This window comes from Blastocatellia bacterium, from assembly GCA_035275065.1.
Lineage (GTDB): Bacteria > Acidobacteriota > Blastocatellia > UBA7656 > UBA7656 > DATENM01.
In genome coordinates this window covers 49,918-64,411 of sequence record DATENM010000078.1, presented here as the reverse complement: position 1 = coordinate 64,411, position 14,494 = coordinate 49,918, and the positions used below count along the sequence as shown (strand labels likewise).

15 protein-coding genes and 1 pseudogene are annotated in these 14,494 nt (G+C 60.7%); 13 read left to right on the top strand and 3 right to left on the bottom strand.

Going from position 1 to position 14,494, the window contains the following annotated elements:
* The 8 genes and pseudogenes from VJ464_17920 to VJ464_17885 form a co-directional block, all read left to right on the top strand.
* On the top strand, positions 1–435 hold a 435-nt coding region (locus VJ464_17920; protein ID HKQ07012.1), incomplete at its 5' end, for a hypothetical protein.
* A 220-nt stretch (positions 436–655) separates the two neighbouring features.
* Entirely contained in the window at positions 656–2,092 is a 1,437-nt protein-coding gene (ffh, locus tag VJ464_17915) for a signal recognition particle protein (GenBank protein HKQ07011.1), read from the top strand.
* Positions 2,093–2,259: 167 nt separating this feature from the next.
* Positions 2,260–2,523, top strand: coding sequence for a 30S ribosomal protein S16 (rpsP, locus tag VJ464_17910; protein ID HKQ07010.1), 264 nt, complete (start codon positions 2,260–2,262; stop codon positions 2,521–2,523).
* Positions 2,524–2,620: 97 nt separating this feature from the next.
* Entirely contained in the window at positions 2,621–2,866 is a 246-nt protein-coding gene (locus VJ464_17905) for a KH domain-containing protein (protein HKQ07009.1), read from the top strand.
* Positions 2,867–3,409, top strand: coding sequence for a ribosome maturation factor RimM (gene rimM / locus VJ464_17900; GenBank protein ID HKQ07008.1), 543 nt, complete (start codon positions 2,867–2,869; stop codon positions 3,407–3,409). It begins immediately after the preceding gene.
* Positions 3,410–3,545: 136 nt separating this feature from the next.
* Entirely contained in the window at positions 3,546–4,286 is a 741-nt protein-coding gene (trmD, locus tag VJ464_17895) for a tRNA (guanosine(37)-N1)-methyltransferase TrmD (protein HKQ07007.1), read from the top strand.
* A 72-nt stretch (positions 4,287–4,358) separates the two neighbouring features.
* Positions 4,359–4,697: pseudogene (rplS, locus tag VJ464_17890) on the top strand (50S ribosomal protein L19).
* 406 nt (positions 4,698–5,103) lie between these two features.
* Complete coding sequence (locus tag VJ464_17885) at positions 5,104–5,415, top strand: tetratricopeptide repeat protein (GenBank protein ID HKQ07006.1); 312 nt, start codon at positions 5,104–5,106, stop codon at positions 5,413–5,415.
* Between the two features lie 23 nt (positions 5,416–5,438).
* On the opposite strand, the gene VJ464_17880 is transcribed toward VJ464_17885, so the two are convergent.
* The gene (locus VJ464_17880) at positions 5,439–5,654 is read right to left on the bottom strand and encodes a hypothetical protein (protein HKQ07005.1); all 216 of its coding nucleotides are present in this window, start codon (positions 5,652–5,654) and stop codon (positions 5,439–5,441) included.
* Between the two features lie 165 nt (positions 5,655–5,819).
* Here VJ464_17880 and VJ464_17875 point away from each other — a divergent pair, with 165 nt between their 5' ends.
* Positions 5,820–7,817, top strand: coding sequence for a S9 family peptidase (locus VJ464_17875; protein HKQ07004.1), 1,998 nt, complete (start codon positions 5,820–5,822; stop codon positions 7,815–7,817).
* Positions 7,818–7,823: 6 nt separating this feature from the next.
* On the opposite strand, the gene queC is transcribed toward VJ464_17875, so the two are convergent.
* On the bottom strand, positions 7,824–8,519 hold the full coding sequence (gene queC, locus VJ464_17870) for a 7-cyano-7-deazaguanine synthase QueC (GenBank protein HKQ07003.1): 696 nt from the start codon (positions 8,517–8,519) through the stop codon (positions 7,824–7,826).
* Positions 8,520–8,620: 101 nt separating this feature from the next.
* Here queC and VJ464_17865 point away from each other — a divergent pair, with 101 nt between their 5' ends.
* Complete coding sequence (locus VJ464_17865; protein HKQ07002.1) at positions 8,621–9,706, top strand: aldose 1-epimerase; 1,086 nt, start codon at positions 8,621–8,623, stop codon at positions 9,704–9,706.
* A 100-nt stretch (positions 9,707–9,806) separates the two neighbouring features.
* Here VJ464_17865 and VJ464_17860 read toward each other — a convergent pair whose 3' ends face one another.
* Positions 9,807–10,898 (bottom strand): tetratricopeptide repeat protein, encoded by a 1,092-nt coding sequence (locus VJ464_17860; protein HKQ07001.1) that lies wholly within the window; start codon positions 10,896–10,898, stop codon positions 9,807–9,809.
* Between the two features lie 256 nt (positions 10,899–11,154).
* Between VJ464_17860 and VJ464_17855 the strand changes: the two genes are divergently transcribed.
* The 3 genes from VJ464_17855 (at position 11,155) to VJ464_17845 (ending at position 14,493) form a co-directional block, all read left to right on the top strand.
* Positions 11,155–12,162, top strand: a complete 1,008-nt coding sequence (locus tag VJ464_17855) for a hypothetical protein (GenBank protein HKQ07000.1) — start codon at positions 11,155–11,157, stop codon at positions 12,160–12,162.
* Positions 12,163–12,256: 94 nt separating this feature from the next.
* Positions 12,257–12,730 carry a flavin reductase family protein gene (locus VJ464_17850; GenBank protein ID HKQ06999.1) on the top strand — a complete coding sequence of 158 codons (474 nt, stop codon included), beginning with the start codon at positions 12,257–12,259 and terminating at the stop codon, positions 12,728–12,730.
* A 137-nt stretch (positions 12,731–12,867) separates the two neighbouring features.
* Positions 12,868–14,493 carry a D-aminoacylase gene (locus VJ464_17845; protein HKQ06998.1) on the top strand — a complete coding sequence of 542 codons (1,626 nt, stop codon included), beginning with the start codon at positions 12,868–12,870 and terminating at the stop codon, positions 14,491–14,493.
* Position 14,494 lies beyond the last annotated feature (1 nt).

The window sequence follows — 14,494 nt, the reverse complement described above, 5'->3', positions numbered from 1 at the left end:
AATGCCGGGAAGACGTTCTTGATCTTCGTGCAAGGGCCGGGCGGTGTGAGCCGCAATCGGACGGCGGCGATCACGGGTGAGCCGGCGGGCTGTGCGCTTGGCAACGAGCAAGGCATACAGGTCACCTTCACCTGCAACTCGGCCACCGCTCCGCAAACCGGCGCGGCAGTCCTGACGTCCTATGAGTTTGATCCGACGACGAACTCCATCACCGTTCACGGTAGCAATATCGATGAGAATGCGACTGTGACGGTTGGCGGTTCGACGCCCAAGAAGATCAAACGCAAGGGTGTTGAGACGGGCTCGAACACCTTCAACACGCTCGTACTCAAGAAGGGCCTCTGCGGTGCGCTGAACGGCAACGCTCAGATCATCGTGACGAACCCCGGGAAACCGGCTTCGAACGCCCTGATTGTTACCGAGAAGTGCCAGTAGCTCTAACCTGTGAGTGAGGCAGGTGGCACACGCTGCCTGCCTTACTTAACCAGCTTAAGGAGGGTCACACATTGTGTGGTCCTCCTTTTTCTTTGTCGTGCCGGGGCAAGCCGCCGCGCTGTGTAAGTGATACGACATCAGGCCAGTTTAGCGCCAAGCTTGACAGAAACGCCGCCGGCATATACCTTATTAGTTTCCGTCTTTAGGCTGGTAGTAGACTATGTTCGAGGCACTTTCGGAAAAACTCAGAAAAGTCCTCAAAGACCTGCGCGGTCAGGGGCGACTCACCGAGGCGCACATCGAAGCGGCGATGCGTGAGATTCGCATTGCCTTGCTCGAAGCCGACGTCAACTTCAAGGTCGTCAAGACCTTCATTGACCGCGTCAAGGAGAAAGCGCTGGGGCAGGAGGTCATGGGGTCGCTGTCGCCGGCGCAGCAGGTCGTCAAAGTCGTTTACGATGAAGTGGTCGAGATGCTCGGCGGCACTTCGACACAACTGCTATTTACCAAGCGCACGCCGAATGTCGTGATGATCGTCGGCCTGCAAGGCTCCGGCAAGACGACCACCACCGGCAAGATCGCCAAGTTCCTCGCCGAAAAACAGAACCGTCGGCCGCTGCTGCTCTCTGTCGACGTCTATCGGCCCGCCGCCCGCCAGCAGCTTTCGATCATCGGCCAGGCCATTCAACAGCCGGTCCTCGAAGCGGCGGACGTCAATGAGCCGCTTGAGCTGGTTCGCCGCGCTCTGCGCGAATGTCAGCTGACGGGCTACGACACGCTGCTGATTGACACCGCGGGCCGCCTCCACGTTGACGAAGAGTTGATGGTCGAGCTGCAACAGATCAAGCAGGAGAGTACGCCGGTTGAGATCCTTTTCGTCGCTGACGCCATGACCGGCCAGGATGCCGTGCGCTCGGCGCAACAGTTTCATGAACAGGTCGGGCTTACGGGTGTGGTGTTGACGAAGATGGATGGCGACACGCGCGGCGGCGCGGCGCTATCGATCAAAGAGGTGACGGGGCAGCCCATCAAGTTCGTCGGCGTCGGCGAAAAGTATGACGCCATCGAGCAGTTCTACCCCGACCGCATCGCGCAGCGCATCCTCGGCATGGGTGACGTGCTGTCGCTGATCGAGAAGGTCCAGTCCGAAGTGGACGAGCAGAAGGCGCTTGAGCTGCAAGAGAAGCTGGCGCGTGACAAGTTCTCGCTCGAAGATTTCCGCGATCAGCTCCGCCAGATGAAGCGCCTCGGCTCGCTCGACAAACTGCTCGATATGCTGCCGGCGGGGATGCTCGGCGGCATGCGCATGACGCCCGAGCAGACCGCCGAGATGGAAGGCAAGCTCAAGCTCACCGAAGCCATCATCAATTCGATGACGCCGGAAGAGCGGCGCAATCATGCGGTCTTGAACGCCTCGCGGCGCAAGCGCATCGCCCGCGGCAGCGGCACCAGCGTTCAGGAAGTCAACCAGATGATCAACGAGTACATGGAGATGCGCAAGATGATGCGCATGATGACGGCGGGTGGTCTGGGCGGCATGATGGGCGGGCTCGGCGGCAAGCTGGCGGGCGGGCTGATGGGCGGTGGGCTGCCCGGTTTTGGCGCCGGCAATCGCCGTAAAGCGACCAAGCGGCGCAAGAAGAAAAAGAAACACTGAGGGTGGTTTTTGGGTATAATGAGCCGGCAGGCCGGGCGCTTTGATACCTTAACTTCATCCAGGCGAATTGTTCACCAGGCGATTTTTCCTTCGGCTTTTCCCGAAGGCGTTGAATTCGAGCGGCGCATGAATGCGGTTCACGCCGCCGGCTGTCAGTATGGAGGTGCATTTTGTTAGCGATCAGGTTGACTAGAATGGGGGCGAAGAAGAAGCCCTTTTATCGTATTGTCGTGACCGAGAAGCGGTCGAAACGCGATGGCCGCTACATCGAGGCCGTGGGCTATCACGACCCGCGCAATCCAGCGGGTTTCAAGCTCAATCAAGAACGGGTGACGTACTGGATAGAACGCGGAGCGCAGCCGACCGAAACGGTGCGCAGCCTCATCAAGCGCGCCGGCAAAGCCGCGAGCGACGCAAGCGCCGAAGCCTAGCCGAGCGCGCGCACGCGCCATCGGTTGTCTGAGGGAATTCGCCCTGGCCGCGCCGCGCGTCCTTCCTTCTCATGACAAGTTTCGAAGGAGGTGACGAATGGACGACAGTTCATTAAAGGAGGTCATCGAAACGATTGCCAAAGCGCTCGTTGACGCTCCTGATGAGGTGACGGTGCGCGAAATCAATGGCGATCAGGCAACCGTGCTCGAATTGAAAGTCGCGCCCGGCGATCTCGGCAAAGTGATCGGCAAGCAAGGGCGCACGGCGCGCGCCATGCGGACGCTGCTGCGCGCCGCCGGCATGAAGTTGCGTAAGCGGTTTGTGCTTGAGATTGTTGAGTAGGTGAGCGAAGAGAGCCGAAAGCCATCGCCGGTTGAAGATGTGGTCATCGCCCGCGTCATCAAAGCGCGCGGCATCCGCGGCGAAGTCGCCTGCAACATCGAGACCGATTTCCCCGAACGCTTCGAGCAGCTTGAGCGCGTCACGCTATGGATGCCCGACGACACGCGCTTGCGCTTGACGCTCGAAGATCACTGGTTCCATAAGGGGCGCGTGATCTTGAAATTCGCGGGCTATGAGACGATGACCGCCGCCGAGGCACTGGTCGGCGGACGCCTGGTGATTTCCGAGGCCGAGGCGCTCGCACTCGAAGCCGACGAGTTCTATGAATACGACTTAATCGGCGCGACGGTGGTGACGCTTGCAGGAGAGATGGTTGGCCGGGTCGTGCGGTTGATGCGCACAGGCGGCACAGACCTGCTGGTGGTTGAAGGCGACGATCAGCGCGAGCATCTGATCCCGTTCGCCGACGAGATTTGCACAGAGGTTGATACGGCGGCCCGCCGCATCACGATCAACCCGCCAGATGGCTTGTTGGATTTGTAGAGTGAGGTTGATTTTGGATTTTAGATTTTCATAGCTTGGCGCGGCGCGCCGGCGATTTTGGATTGAGGAACAGGCGACCAAAAGCTTGACCTGTCCGGCTAATCTAAAATCTAAAATCCAAAATCTAAAATCAGCAATGCGTTTCGACATCGTCACGATTTTCCCGGAGATTTTCCGCGGGGTCTTTGAATTCGGAATCATTCGCCGCGCGGTCGAAGCCGGTTTGATTGAGATCAACCTGCACGACCTGCGCGATTACACGTTTGATCGCCACCGTCAGGTGGATGACCGCCCGTTCGGCGGCGGCGCCGGGATGGTGATGAAGCCCGAACCCTTGTTCCGCGCTATCGAAGCGGTTACGCACGCGGCCATTGATCGAACGGTGGTGATGCTGTCGCCACAGGGGCGATTGTTGACGCAGCCGGCCGTCGAAGAGTTAGCCGGTCGTAAGCAAGTGGTGTTGATCTGCGGGCGCTACGAAGGCATAGACGAGCGCGTCGTTGAACAACTGGCCGATGACGAGATTTCTATCGGCGATTACGTGCTGTCGGGCGGCGAGATTCCGGCGATGGTGGTCGTGGATGCGGTAACACGATTGATTCCCGGCGCGCTTGGTTGCAATGAGTCCGCCGAGCGCGAATCGTTCGCCGACGGCTTGCTCGATTATCCGCATTACACGCGGCCTGCCGAGTACAGAGGCTTGAAAGTGCCTGATGTGCTGATCAGCGGCCACCACGGCGAGATTGAAAAATGGCGGCGACGCAAGGCGATGGAAAAGACCCTTAGGCGCCGCCCCGATTTGCTCGAACGTCGCGCCCTCAGTGAAGACGAGCGGCGCTTGCTCGCGGAGATTCTGCGAGAGATGGACAAACAGTGACGGTTCAGCGACTGGCCGGAATTTTTGGGCCGCTGTCTGAACCTTGAGATTAAGCAGCGAGAGGTAAGTGTCATGAATCAAGTAGTGCAAGCGGTCGAAGACCGCCAGCTTCGCGACGGTATCCCGGCGTTTCAGCCGGGCGATACGATTCGCGTCCACGTCAAGATCAAGGAAGGCGACAAAGAGCGCCTGCAAGCCTTTGAAGGCGTCGTCATCGCCCGCAAACATTCGGGCGTGCGCGAGACGATCACTGTGCGCAAGACCAGCTTCGGTGTCGGCGTCGAGCGCATCTTCCCGCTGCACGCGACGGTGATCGATCACATCGATGTGGTGCGCCACGGCCGCGTGCGCCGCGCCAAGCTCTACTACCTGCGCAAGCTGCGCGGCAAAGCGGCGCGCATCCGCGAGCGCGACACGCGCGGCGAGCGCGCGGCAGCCGCTGCCGCTTCGGCGCAATCGCGCGCCAAGAGCGTGCCCGCCGAGCCGATTCAGCCGCCGGCTGAAATCGAGCGGAAGACGGAATAGACTTTGTCTTTTTGAAAACCCGGCTGGCGAAGCGGGCGCGTCTTTCGGGGCGCGCTCGTTTGCCGCGCTCATCTTTTGATGAGCCGATGAAGGGCGGCGCGTGACGATTATTTCGTTACTGGTCTGGTTGTATGTGGCGGCGCTCGGCGTGCTGATCGTTGCCTTCTATCATCAGGCGGCGCGCGGCGACCGCCGTTGAAACGATCAGCGCGGCGGCCAGCGACAGAGGCAGAGAGAGGGCGCAAGCTTTGTGGCTTGCGCTACTTTCGTTTCTGCCCGGTAATCTCGAACGATGAAGAGTCGCAGGGAAATGCTCGAAGAGTTTTTAGCCGCCGACCCGGCGGACGTCTTCTCGCGCTACGCGCTGGCGCTTGAGCTGGAAAAAGAGCAGCGCGCCGCGGAAGCCATCCCTGAGCTGCGCGCCGTCATCGAGCGGGATGCCAATTACGTCGCCGCTTACTATCATCTCGGACGGCTGCTGGCGCAGGCGGGAGAGATGACAGAGGCCCGCGAGGTGTACCGCACGGGCCTTGATGTGGCCACGAAAGCCGGCGACCGCCGCACCCGCGGCGAGATTCAAGAGGCCCTGGATTCGCTCGATTAGCGGCGCGCCGCGCGGCTTAATGATTATTGCAGCGAATCCTGTTCGCTTAACTCGCTTTCGCCTTCTTCCTTCAGCTTGCGGCCTTCGCGCTCAAGCTCGGAATTCTGCATCCCCTGTCCGGCGCGTTCTTTGGCGCTACCTTCCAGCCGCTTCATCTCGGCCTGCACACGCTCTTCAACCTGATCTACCGTGGCCGTATCGTCATCGCTTGTCTGGGTTTGATTGCGATCTATGTCCATTCCGTTCCCTCGCCCGTCCAATGTTGCAAGCCGCCCACAATTCATGGTCGCATTGCCAGTGCCGCGCGGTCAAACCGACCTGCTGCGCGCGCGGGCCGTCTGTGATAAACTGCGCGTGTATCCTGGCAGTGGATGAACAATCTCCAAGTTAGAGAGGACGCTTTGATGAGAAGACTCGTGCCCCTCACTTTACTGATTTTATCTCTTGCTACATTCGCGCTCGCGCAATCGGGCAAAACGCCAACCATCGAACAGTCGCTCAACATCAAGAGCGCCGGCGGCCCGCGCATCTCGCCCGACGGCCGCCTCGTCGCCTATCAGGTGCAGGAGACCAACTGGGAAGAGAACGCTTTCGAGACCGAGATATGGATTGCGGTCGTCGGCAGCGGCGAGCGTTACCAACTGACGAACGCCAAGAAGTCGAGCATGAGCCCGCAGTGGTCATCAGACTCAAAGCGTCTCGCCTTCGTCTCCGACCGTGATGGCAAGCGGCAGCTTTATGTGATTGCGCCGAGCGGCGGCGAAGCCATCCAGTTGACCAGCCTGGAGAGCGGCGTCAACTCGTTTGCCTGGTCGCCCGATGGTCGCCGCATCGCCTTTACTGCCGCCGAGCCCGAAAGCAAAGCGCGCAAAGAGCGCAAAGAGAAATACGGCGAGTTCGAGATCGTGCGCGGCGATTACGTGATGACGCACCTGTGGATGATCGAGGCGGAAGAAGGCAAGAGCAGGAAGCCTGAGCCTGTGCGCCTCACCGAAGGCACGACGTACAGCGTCGGCGGTTTTAGCTGGTCGCCCGATTCAACGCGCATTGCCTTCAGCGCGACGCGCAATCCCGACTTAACCGCTTCGGACACCAGCGACCTCTACGTTTTGACGGTCGGCGACAAAGGCATCAAGAAGATCGTTGACACGCGCGGCCCGGACAATAATCCCGTCTGGTCGCCCGATGGCCGGCAGATCGCTTTTGAAACCGCCAATGCGCAGGAGTTCTTTTTCTTTCAAAACAGTTTCATCGCCAAAGTCAGCGGCGACGGCGGCAAACCGGAAGTGTTGACCGCGAGCTTTGACGAAGACCCGATGTTGCAGGCATGGTCACCCGAAGGCATCTACTTCACCAGCCAGCAGAAAACTTCTTCGCACCTCTTCCGCCTGAACCCCGCGACCAAAGCCATCGAACAGATGAGCCGCCCGGCGAGCTTTGCCTCGTCACAGTATTCGTTCACGCGGGATTACAGCCAGGCGGCCTTTGCCGCCGCCGCGCCGAACGAAGCGGTCGAAGTGTATGTTTCGCCACTCTCCGCTTTTGCGCCGCGCAAGCTCACGGCGATGGGCGAGCAGTACAAAGATTTTCAACTGGCGAAGCGCGAAGTGATCGAGTGGAAGTCAACCGACGGCACGCCCATCGAAGGCGTGCTGATCAAGCCCGCCGACTTCGACCCGGCGAAGAAGTACCCGCTGCTGGTGGTCATTCACGGCGGGCCGACGGGCGTTGACAACCCGTTGCTGCGCGCCGACCGTTATTACCCGCTGGAGATGTTCGCCGCCAAGGGCGCGGTGATCCTGCGCCCGAATTATCGCGGCTCAGCCGGCTACGGCGAGAGGTTCCGCTCGCTGAACGTGCGCAACCTCGGCGTCGGCGATTACTGGGATGTGATTTCGGGAGTTGACCACCTGATCGCGCAGGGCTTTGTCGACAAGGATCGCGTCGGCGCGATGGGCTGGAGCCAGGGCGGCTACATCTCTGCGTTCATCACCGCGAGCAGCGACCGCTTCAAAGCGGTGTCGGTGGGCGCGGGCATCTCCGACTGGATGACCTATTACGCCAACACCGACATCACGCCGTTCACGCGGCAGTATTTGAAAGCGACGCCGTGGGACGACGCCGAAGTTTACCGCAAGACCTCGCCCATCGCTTACATCAAGAACGCGCGCACGCCGACCTTGATTCAGCACGGCGAGCTGGACAGGCGCGTGCCGATCCCGAACGCCTACGAGTTGCGGCAGGCGCTCGAAGACCGCGGCGTGCCGGTGAAGATGATCGTCTACAAAGGCTTCGGTCACGGCATCGATAAGCCTAAACAGCAGCGCGCCGTGATGGAGCATAACTTCGAGTGGTTCAGCCAGTGGATATGGGACGAGAAGCCTGCACAAGAAGGCCGCTAGGTCGCGCTAGTCGCCGGCATAAACCAGCGGGTCGCGCGCGCCGGCTTCGGCGAAGCCTTTTTGTCTGAGCAGACAGCTATCGCATCTGCCGCAGGCCAGCCCGCCCGCCGTCGGGTCATAGCAACTGTGCGTCAGCGCGTAATCGACGCCAAGCTCAAGGCCGCGGCGAATGATTTCGGCTTTGCTCATCGCAATCAGCGGCGTGTGAATCTTCAATCGCAGGCGGCCTTCAACGCCGGCTTTGGTTGCGAGATTCGCCATGCGCTCGAAGGCTTCAATGTATTCCGGGCGACAGTCGGGATAACCGGAATAGTCGAGAGCGTTGACGCCGATGAAGATTTCCGCCGCGCCCAGCACTTCGGCCCAGCCCAATGCAAAAGAGAGAAAGATCGTGTTGCGCGCCGGCACATAAGTCACCGGAATCCCCGCGGACATCTCTGCGCTAGAGCGCGCTTTCGGGACTTCGATTTCATCCGTGAGCGCCGAGCCGCCGATGGCGCGCAGGTCTATGTCAACGACGAGATGGCGCGCCACGCCCATCGCCGCGGCGACGCGCCGGGCGCTCTCAAGCTCTACCGCGTGGCGCTGCCCGTAGCGAAACGACATCGCGTAAGCGGCATACCCTTCAGCGATGGCCACAGCGAGCGCCGTCGCCGAATCGAGCCCGCCGCTCAACAGCACCACTGCTTTTCGCTTTTCCATGCACGTCCGCTCCTCAAGCTGTTATCGCACAGCGCCTGTGGGGATTCAACCTGACAATCATAAATCAACGTGCTAATCTCGCGGTTGATGAGGGAGGGCGAATGAGCTATCAAACTTTCCAGCACACGCGCAACTATGGCTGCCGCATCACTGAGCTCATTCTGGCGGGCCACCGCGCGGTGGCGCTCGAAAACGAAAAGTTGCGCGTCACCTTGCTTGCCGACAAAGGCACGGACGTTTACGAGTTTCTCTACAAGCCGCGCGACGTGGATTTCATGTGGCGGACGTGGGCCGGCTTGCGCGACCGCTCGCTCTACTGGCCGTCGAGCCCGCGCCCGGCGGGTCCGCACAATGATTTCTATGAGGGCGGCTGGCAGGAGATGTTCCCGAATTGCGGCGCGCCGTCCGAGCATCAGGGCGCAGAGGTCGGCCAGCATGGCGAAGTCTTGCTGCTGCCGTGGCGCTACGCTATCACCAAAGACGATGTGGAAGAGATCGAAGTGCGCTTCGACGTGCGCACCGTGCGGACGCCGTTTCATCTGGTCAAGACCGTCAGCTTGCGACGCAATGAGGCGGTGCTGCGCATCCACGAGCGCGTCACCAATGAAGGCGGGCAGCCGGTTGATTTCACCTGGGGACATCACCCGGCATTCGGCTGGCCGTTTATTGACGAGAGCTGCCGCGTAGACGTGCCGCCCTGCCGCATTCGCACCATCGAAGACTACACGCCGACCTCATCGCGCTTGAAACCCCGGCAGCTCAAGGATTGGCCGCAGGCCGACGCTGCCGGCGGTGGTCAGGTGGACCTGTCGCGCATTCCCGGCCCCACGGTCGCCGCCGCCGATATGGTTTTTCTCGAAGGCATCACCGACGGCTGGTACGCCATCACTAATACGGCAAAGCGCGTCGGCTTTGCGCTGCGTTACCCGGCAGAGGTCTTCAAGGTGCTGTGGTACTGGCAGGTCTATCGCGGCGGGCGCGATTACCCGTGGTGGAGCGCGACGTATAACATCGCCCTGGAGCCGTGCGCCAGCTACCCGATGTTGATGCACGCGGCGGCGCGCGGCGAAGCGCTCTCGTTGAAGCCGGGCGAGAGCCGCGAGATCGAATTGCTGGCCATCGCTTATGAAGGACTAGAGCGCGTCGGGCAGGTCAGCGCGGACGGGGAAGTCAGCAGTAGGCAGTAGGCAGGAAGCAGGAGGCAGTCAGAAAAAGGCAGCAAGCGTGAGTCATCGCTCAACGCTTGCTGCCTTTGAATGTTGGCAACCGGTTTTTACTGCATCCTGCCTACTGCTTCCGGCTTCCTGCTTCCTGCCCCTGCGGTTTGGTTTGCTTGACGCGGTCAATGCCGGTGCGCGCGGTCTCGTCTTTGCCGCCCGAAGCGTCATAGGCGCGCTGGTAAGCCGCGAGCGCCTTGTCGTATTGCTTGTCGCTTTCGTAAACGTAGGCCAGCTCAAGGTTCGCCGCCAGATTCGTCGGTTGCAGCTTGACCGCCTGCTCCAGCGCCTGGGCGGCGGGCTTCCATTGTTCCGAGCGCGAATAGGCGACGCCGAGGTTGTACCACGCCGGCACCGAATCCAGGTGCAGGCGGGCGTACTTGTCGAGCAGCGGCGCGGCCTTGGCGTACTGCTTATCGAATAGATAAGCCTGACCGAGCAGCGCCCACGAGCGCTCGTCGTTGCGCACCAGCATCAAACGCTCGCCGGTGGCAATCGCCTGGCGCACCGCCGTCGGGCTCTGCTTCATCTGCGCGAAGTAAATCTCAGTCAACAGGGCGAGCGCGTCCGGCTCTTTCGGGTCAATGGTGAGCGCTTGATTCAACGCCGTCGTCGCCGGCTCGATGTGGTTCAGCTTGTAATGCGCAAAGCCGAGCAGGTAATAGTTCGACGCATTAGTCTTCATCTCCGCGGCAGCGGCGGCAAGCGGCTCGACCGCTTCGGCATACTTTTGCGTGAAGATGTAAGCGCGGCCCAGCGCGCCGCGCGCGGTCACGTCTATCTTCTCATTGCCCTTCGTGGCCAGCGCGACGTACTGCGTGAATTCGGGGATCGCTTTGTCGTAGCGTTGCAGTTGATAGTCGGCCCAGCCGAGGAAGTAATGGCCGGTGATCTGCGCCTTGTCGTCTTTGGCGCTGGCCTTTACATAGTTGCCAAAGGCGTCGAGCGTGTCCTCGTACTCTTGCAGTTGATAATGGCCGAAGCCGATGTAATACCACGACTGCCAGGCGTCAGGGTTGGCTTTCAAGAGAGTGTGAAATTCGCGGATGGCGGCGCGCGTCTGCTTCTGATTGAACAGCGAAACGGCGTGGTCCCAGTCCTGCGCCAGCGCCGGCGCAGCGACGCACGCCAGGAAGGCGGCGATTGCGAGAAACTTCTTCATGATGGCCTCCATTCTTTCGGCGGGCTGATTGGCCCGGACTCCTGTCGATATTTTAGCGACCGGCGTGCCGGCGGCACAAGATAGCCGGATGTCCAGAAGCTGAGACTGCCGAGCCCGCCCCGGCGTTGCCTGCCGATTCCGAGAAACCCACAACCCTGTGCTTGCAATGGTGACGGCGATACCGCAGAATATCCTTTGCCGTTCGAGCCGCCGGCTCGCAACCGTGTGCTGAAATCCATACTCAACGAGGTTATTCATGAAACCGAAATCATTCGCCGTCGCACGCGCATTGGCGGTGTGCGCGCTGACCGCCGCGCTGGCTGCTTTCGCTTTGGCGCAGGACAAGAACAAAGCGCCGCAGGTTTCGAAAGGCGAGCAGGAAGCCATGATGAAAGTGCAGTCCACCGCCGATCCCGCGGCCAAGATCAAAGCTGCCGAAGAGTTCATCAAGAAATATCCCAAGAGCACCAACCGCGCCGGCGTCGTCACTCACGTCATCGGCGAAATCAACAACGTCCCCGACGCGGCGCAGAAGACCACCCTGCTCGAAAGCGCGATGACGGTCTTCAAAGAGCCGGCGGATGCCGACATCATCGCCCCGGCTTTGCTGAATGCTTACATCGCCGCTAACCGCTTTGACGATGTCTTCAGCTTTGCCGACAAGGCGCTGGCGAGAAACCCGAATGACGTGGCGACGCTCACCCAGGTGACGATCATCGGCGCCAACCAGGCGAAGCAGCGCAATGGCAAGTTTGTGCCGCAGAGCCAGCAGTACGGCGCGAAAGCGATTCAGATCATCGAGTCGGGCAACAAGCCCGCCGGCATGACCGACGAGAGCTGGAAAGAGTATCAAATGCGCTGGCTGCCGCAGCTTTATCAGGTGACCGGTCTGCTTTCGATGATGACCGGCAGCAACCCCGAGGCCAAGACAAGGCTTGAGAAAGCGGCGTCGCTGGATGCCAACGACCCTGTGACTTTTTATTTGCTCGGCTCGCTGCTCAACGACGACTACCAGAAGATGGCCGAAGGCTACCAGAAACAGGCGGCGGGGCCGATGAAAGATCAGATGTTGAAAGACGCGCAGGCGAAGATGGACGAGATCATCGAGATGTGGGCGCACGCCATCGCCCTGGCGCAGGGCAACGCGCAGTACCAATCATTCGCCGACCAGTTGCGCCCCGAGCTCGAAGGGTATTACAAGTACCGTCACGCCGGCTCGACCAAGGGCCTCGACGAACTGATCGCCAAATACAAAAAACCATAGAGATCAGAGGTCGGGAGTCAGAGATCAGAGATCAGAGCCGGAAGTTATGCTGACCTCTGACTCCTGACCTCTGACCTCTGGCCCGCGAGGATCAATGCCCGTCAGCAAGGACGAATTCCGCAGCGCCATGAGCCGCTTTGCCAGTGGCGTAACCGTGGTAACTATCCGAGACGACGCTAACCAGCCGGGCGGCATCACCGTCAGCGCCTTCGCGTCGCTGTCGCTTGAGCCGCCGCTCGTGCTGGTCTGTATAGACAAACGGGCGTCACTTCATGACCTGCTCGTCGAGGGGCGCCATTTTGCGGTCAACGTCCTTGCCGAAGAACAGGAGATTCTCTCGCGTCGCTTTGCTTCGCGCGACGCCGACCGCTTCAGTGGCACGGGCTACATGGACGGGATGACCGGCGTGCCGATCCTCAGCGACGTGCTGATGGCGATTGAATGTCGCGTCGTCCACACCTATCCGGGCGGCGATCACACCATCGTCGTCGGCGAAGTCGAACACTCCGTCGTTCGTGATGGCAAGCCGCTGGCCTACTTTCGCGGCGGCTACAGTGAACTGGCCTGATCTAAAAGTAAAAAGTAAAAAGTAAAAAGGCAAAAGGTCGGCAGGGGATTGAAAGGTAGCTTGAGGCTAATTATTATTCCGGCTCCGCACTTTTTACTTTTGCCTTTTTACTTTTTACTTCCCCGCAGAGGAACGCCATGCTGAAAAAAATCGCTGTCGCGTTGCTGCTGATTGCCCTCGTCCCGCTATTGCCGCTCCTGTCCGTGTCGCGCGCCGTCGAGCCTGAATTCGACATTGCCATCATCAATGGCCGCATCGTCGACGGCACGGGCAACCCATGGTTCTACGGCTCTGTGGCCATCAAAGGCGACCGCATCGTCAAGGTCGGCGCGGTAGACGCCCGGCGCGCCGCGCGCGTCATCGATGCGAAGGGCATGGTTGTCGCCCCAGGCTTCATTGACGTTCACACCCACGTCGAAGGCAACCTCGCGGAGGTGCCGACGGCGGATAATTTTATCTACATGGGGGTGACCTCGCTGGTCACCGGCAACTGTGGCGCGTCTTCGTTGCAGGTCGGCGATTTTCTGTCGAAGTTAGAAGCCAAAGGCATCTCGGTCAACATCGCCACGCTGATCGGGCATGGCTCGCTGCGCCGCGAGGTGATGAAGGAAGAGGCGCGCGACCCGAGCGCCGACGAATTAGACCGCATGCGCGCCATCGTTGATCGCGCCATGCGTGACGGCGCGGTCGGCATGTCGACCGGCCTGATCTACGTGCCGGGCACCTATGCAAAGACGGCTGAAGTGGCCGACCTGGCCAGGGTCGTGGCGCGTTACGGCGGCGTCTATGCCACGCACATGCGCGACGAAGGCAATCAGGTTACCGATTCAATCAAAGAGGCCCTGACCATCGGCGAGCAGGCCGGCTTGCCCGTCGAAATCTCGCATTTCAAAGTTTCATCTAAGAAGCGTTGGGGTGACAGCCGCGTGACCTGTCAGATGGTCGCCGACGCCCGCGCTCGCGGCCAGCAGGTGACGGTTGACCAGTACGTTTACACGGCGTCGTCGACGTCGCTGAACACATTGCTGCCGACCTGGGCGCTTGAGGGCGGACGCGACAAAGCGAAGGCGCGGCTCGACGACCCGGCGACGCGGGCGAAGATCAAGGCCGAGATGATTCAATCGCTCGGCAAGAACGGCTTCAAGGATTTCTCCTACGCGGTGGTTGCGGGCTATCAACCGGAGCCGGCTTATGAAGGCAAGAACATCAGCGAAATCACCAGGCTGGCGCGCGGCAAGAGCGGCGCCGAAGAAGAGGCCGAGCAGATCATCGCGATGTATCTGGCGGGCTCTGCCGGGATGATCTTTCACAAGATGAGCGAGCCGGATGTCGAGCGCATCGTCGCGCAGCCTTACACGATGATCGCCTCCGACAGCGGTGTGATTCGCATGAACAGCGGCGTGCCGCACCCGCGCGGCTACGGCAACAACGCCAGGGTGATTGCCACCTACGTTCGCGAAAAGAAGCTCATCGGCCTCGAAGACGCCGTGCGCAAGATGACCTCGCTGCCGGCGGCAACGTTCCGTTTGTGGGATCGCGGCTTGCTCCGCCCCGGCATGGCGGCAGACCTTGTCATCTTTGACGAGAGCAAGGTGACTGACCGCGCGAGCTTTGACAAGCCGCACCAGTATGCCGAAGGCTTCGCGGTGGTGCTGGTCAATGGCCGCGTGGTGATTGACGGCGGCAAGCACACAGGGGCGACGCCGGGCCGCGCCCTCTACGGGCCGGGCCGAGAGCCCGCCACGGACGCGGCGACGCGGTAAT

What these genes read in the sequence shown, in the direction of transcription:
- ffh (HKQ07011.1), top strand. Translation starts at nt 656, where the DNA reads ATGTTCGAGGCACTTTCGGAAAAACTCAGAAAAGTCCTCAAAGACCTG.
- VJ464_17885 (HKQ07006.1), top strand. Translation starts at nt 5,104, where the DNA reads ATGAAGAGTCGCAGGGAAATGCTCGAAGAGTTTTTAGCCGCCGACCCG.
- VJ464_17855 (HKQ07000.1), top strand. Translation starts at nt 11,155, where the DNA reads ATGAAACCGAAATCATTCGCCGTCGCACGCGCATTGGCGGTGTGCGCG.
- VJ464_17845 (HKQ06998.1), top strand. Translation starts at nt 12,868, where the DNA reads ATGCTGAAAAAAATCGCTGTCGCGTTGCTGCTGATTGCCCTCGTCCCG.
- queC (HKQ07003.1), bottom strand. Translation starts at nt 8,519, where the DNA reads ATGGAAAAGCGAAAAGCAGTGGTGCTGTTGAGCGGCGGGCTCGATTCG.
- VJ464_17865 (HKQ07002.1), top strand. Translation starts at nt 8,621, where the DNA reads ATGAGCTATCAAACTTTCCAGCACACGCGCAACTATGGCTGCCGCATC.
- VJ464_17905 (HKQ07009.1), top strand. Translation starts at nt 2,621, where the DNA reads ATGGACGACAGTTCATTAAAGGAGGTCATCGAAACGATTGCCAAAGCG.
- VJ464_17875 (HKQ07004.1), top strand. Translation starts at nt 5,820, where the DNA reads ATGAGAAGACTCGTGCCCCTCACTTTACTGATTTTATCTCTTGCTACA.
- trmD (HKQ07007.1), top strand. Translation starts at nt 3,546, where the DNA reads ATGCGTTTCGACATCGTCACGATTTTCCCGGAGATTTTCCGCGGGGTC.
- VJ464_17880 (HKQ07005.1), bottom strand. Translation starts at nt 5,654, where the DNA reads ATGGACATAGATCGCAATCAAACCCAGACAAGCGATGACGATACGGCC.
- VJ464_17860 (HKQ07001.1), bottom strand. Translation starts at nt 10,898, where the DNA reads ATGAAGAAGTTTCTCGCAATCGCCGCCTTCCTGGCGTGCGTCGCTGCG.
- VJ464_17850 (HKQ06999.1), top strand. Translation starts at nt 12,257, where the DNA reads ATGCCCGTCAGCAAGGACGAATTCCGCAGCGCCATGAGCCGCTTTGCC.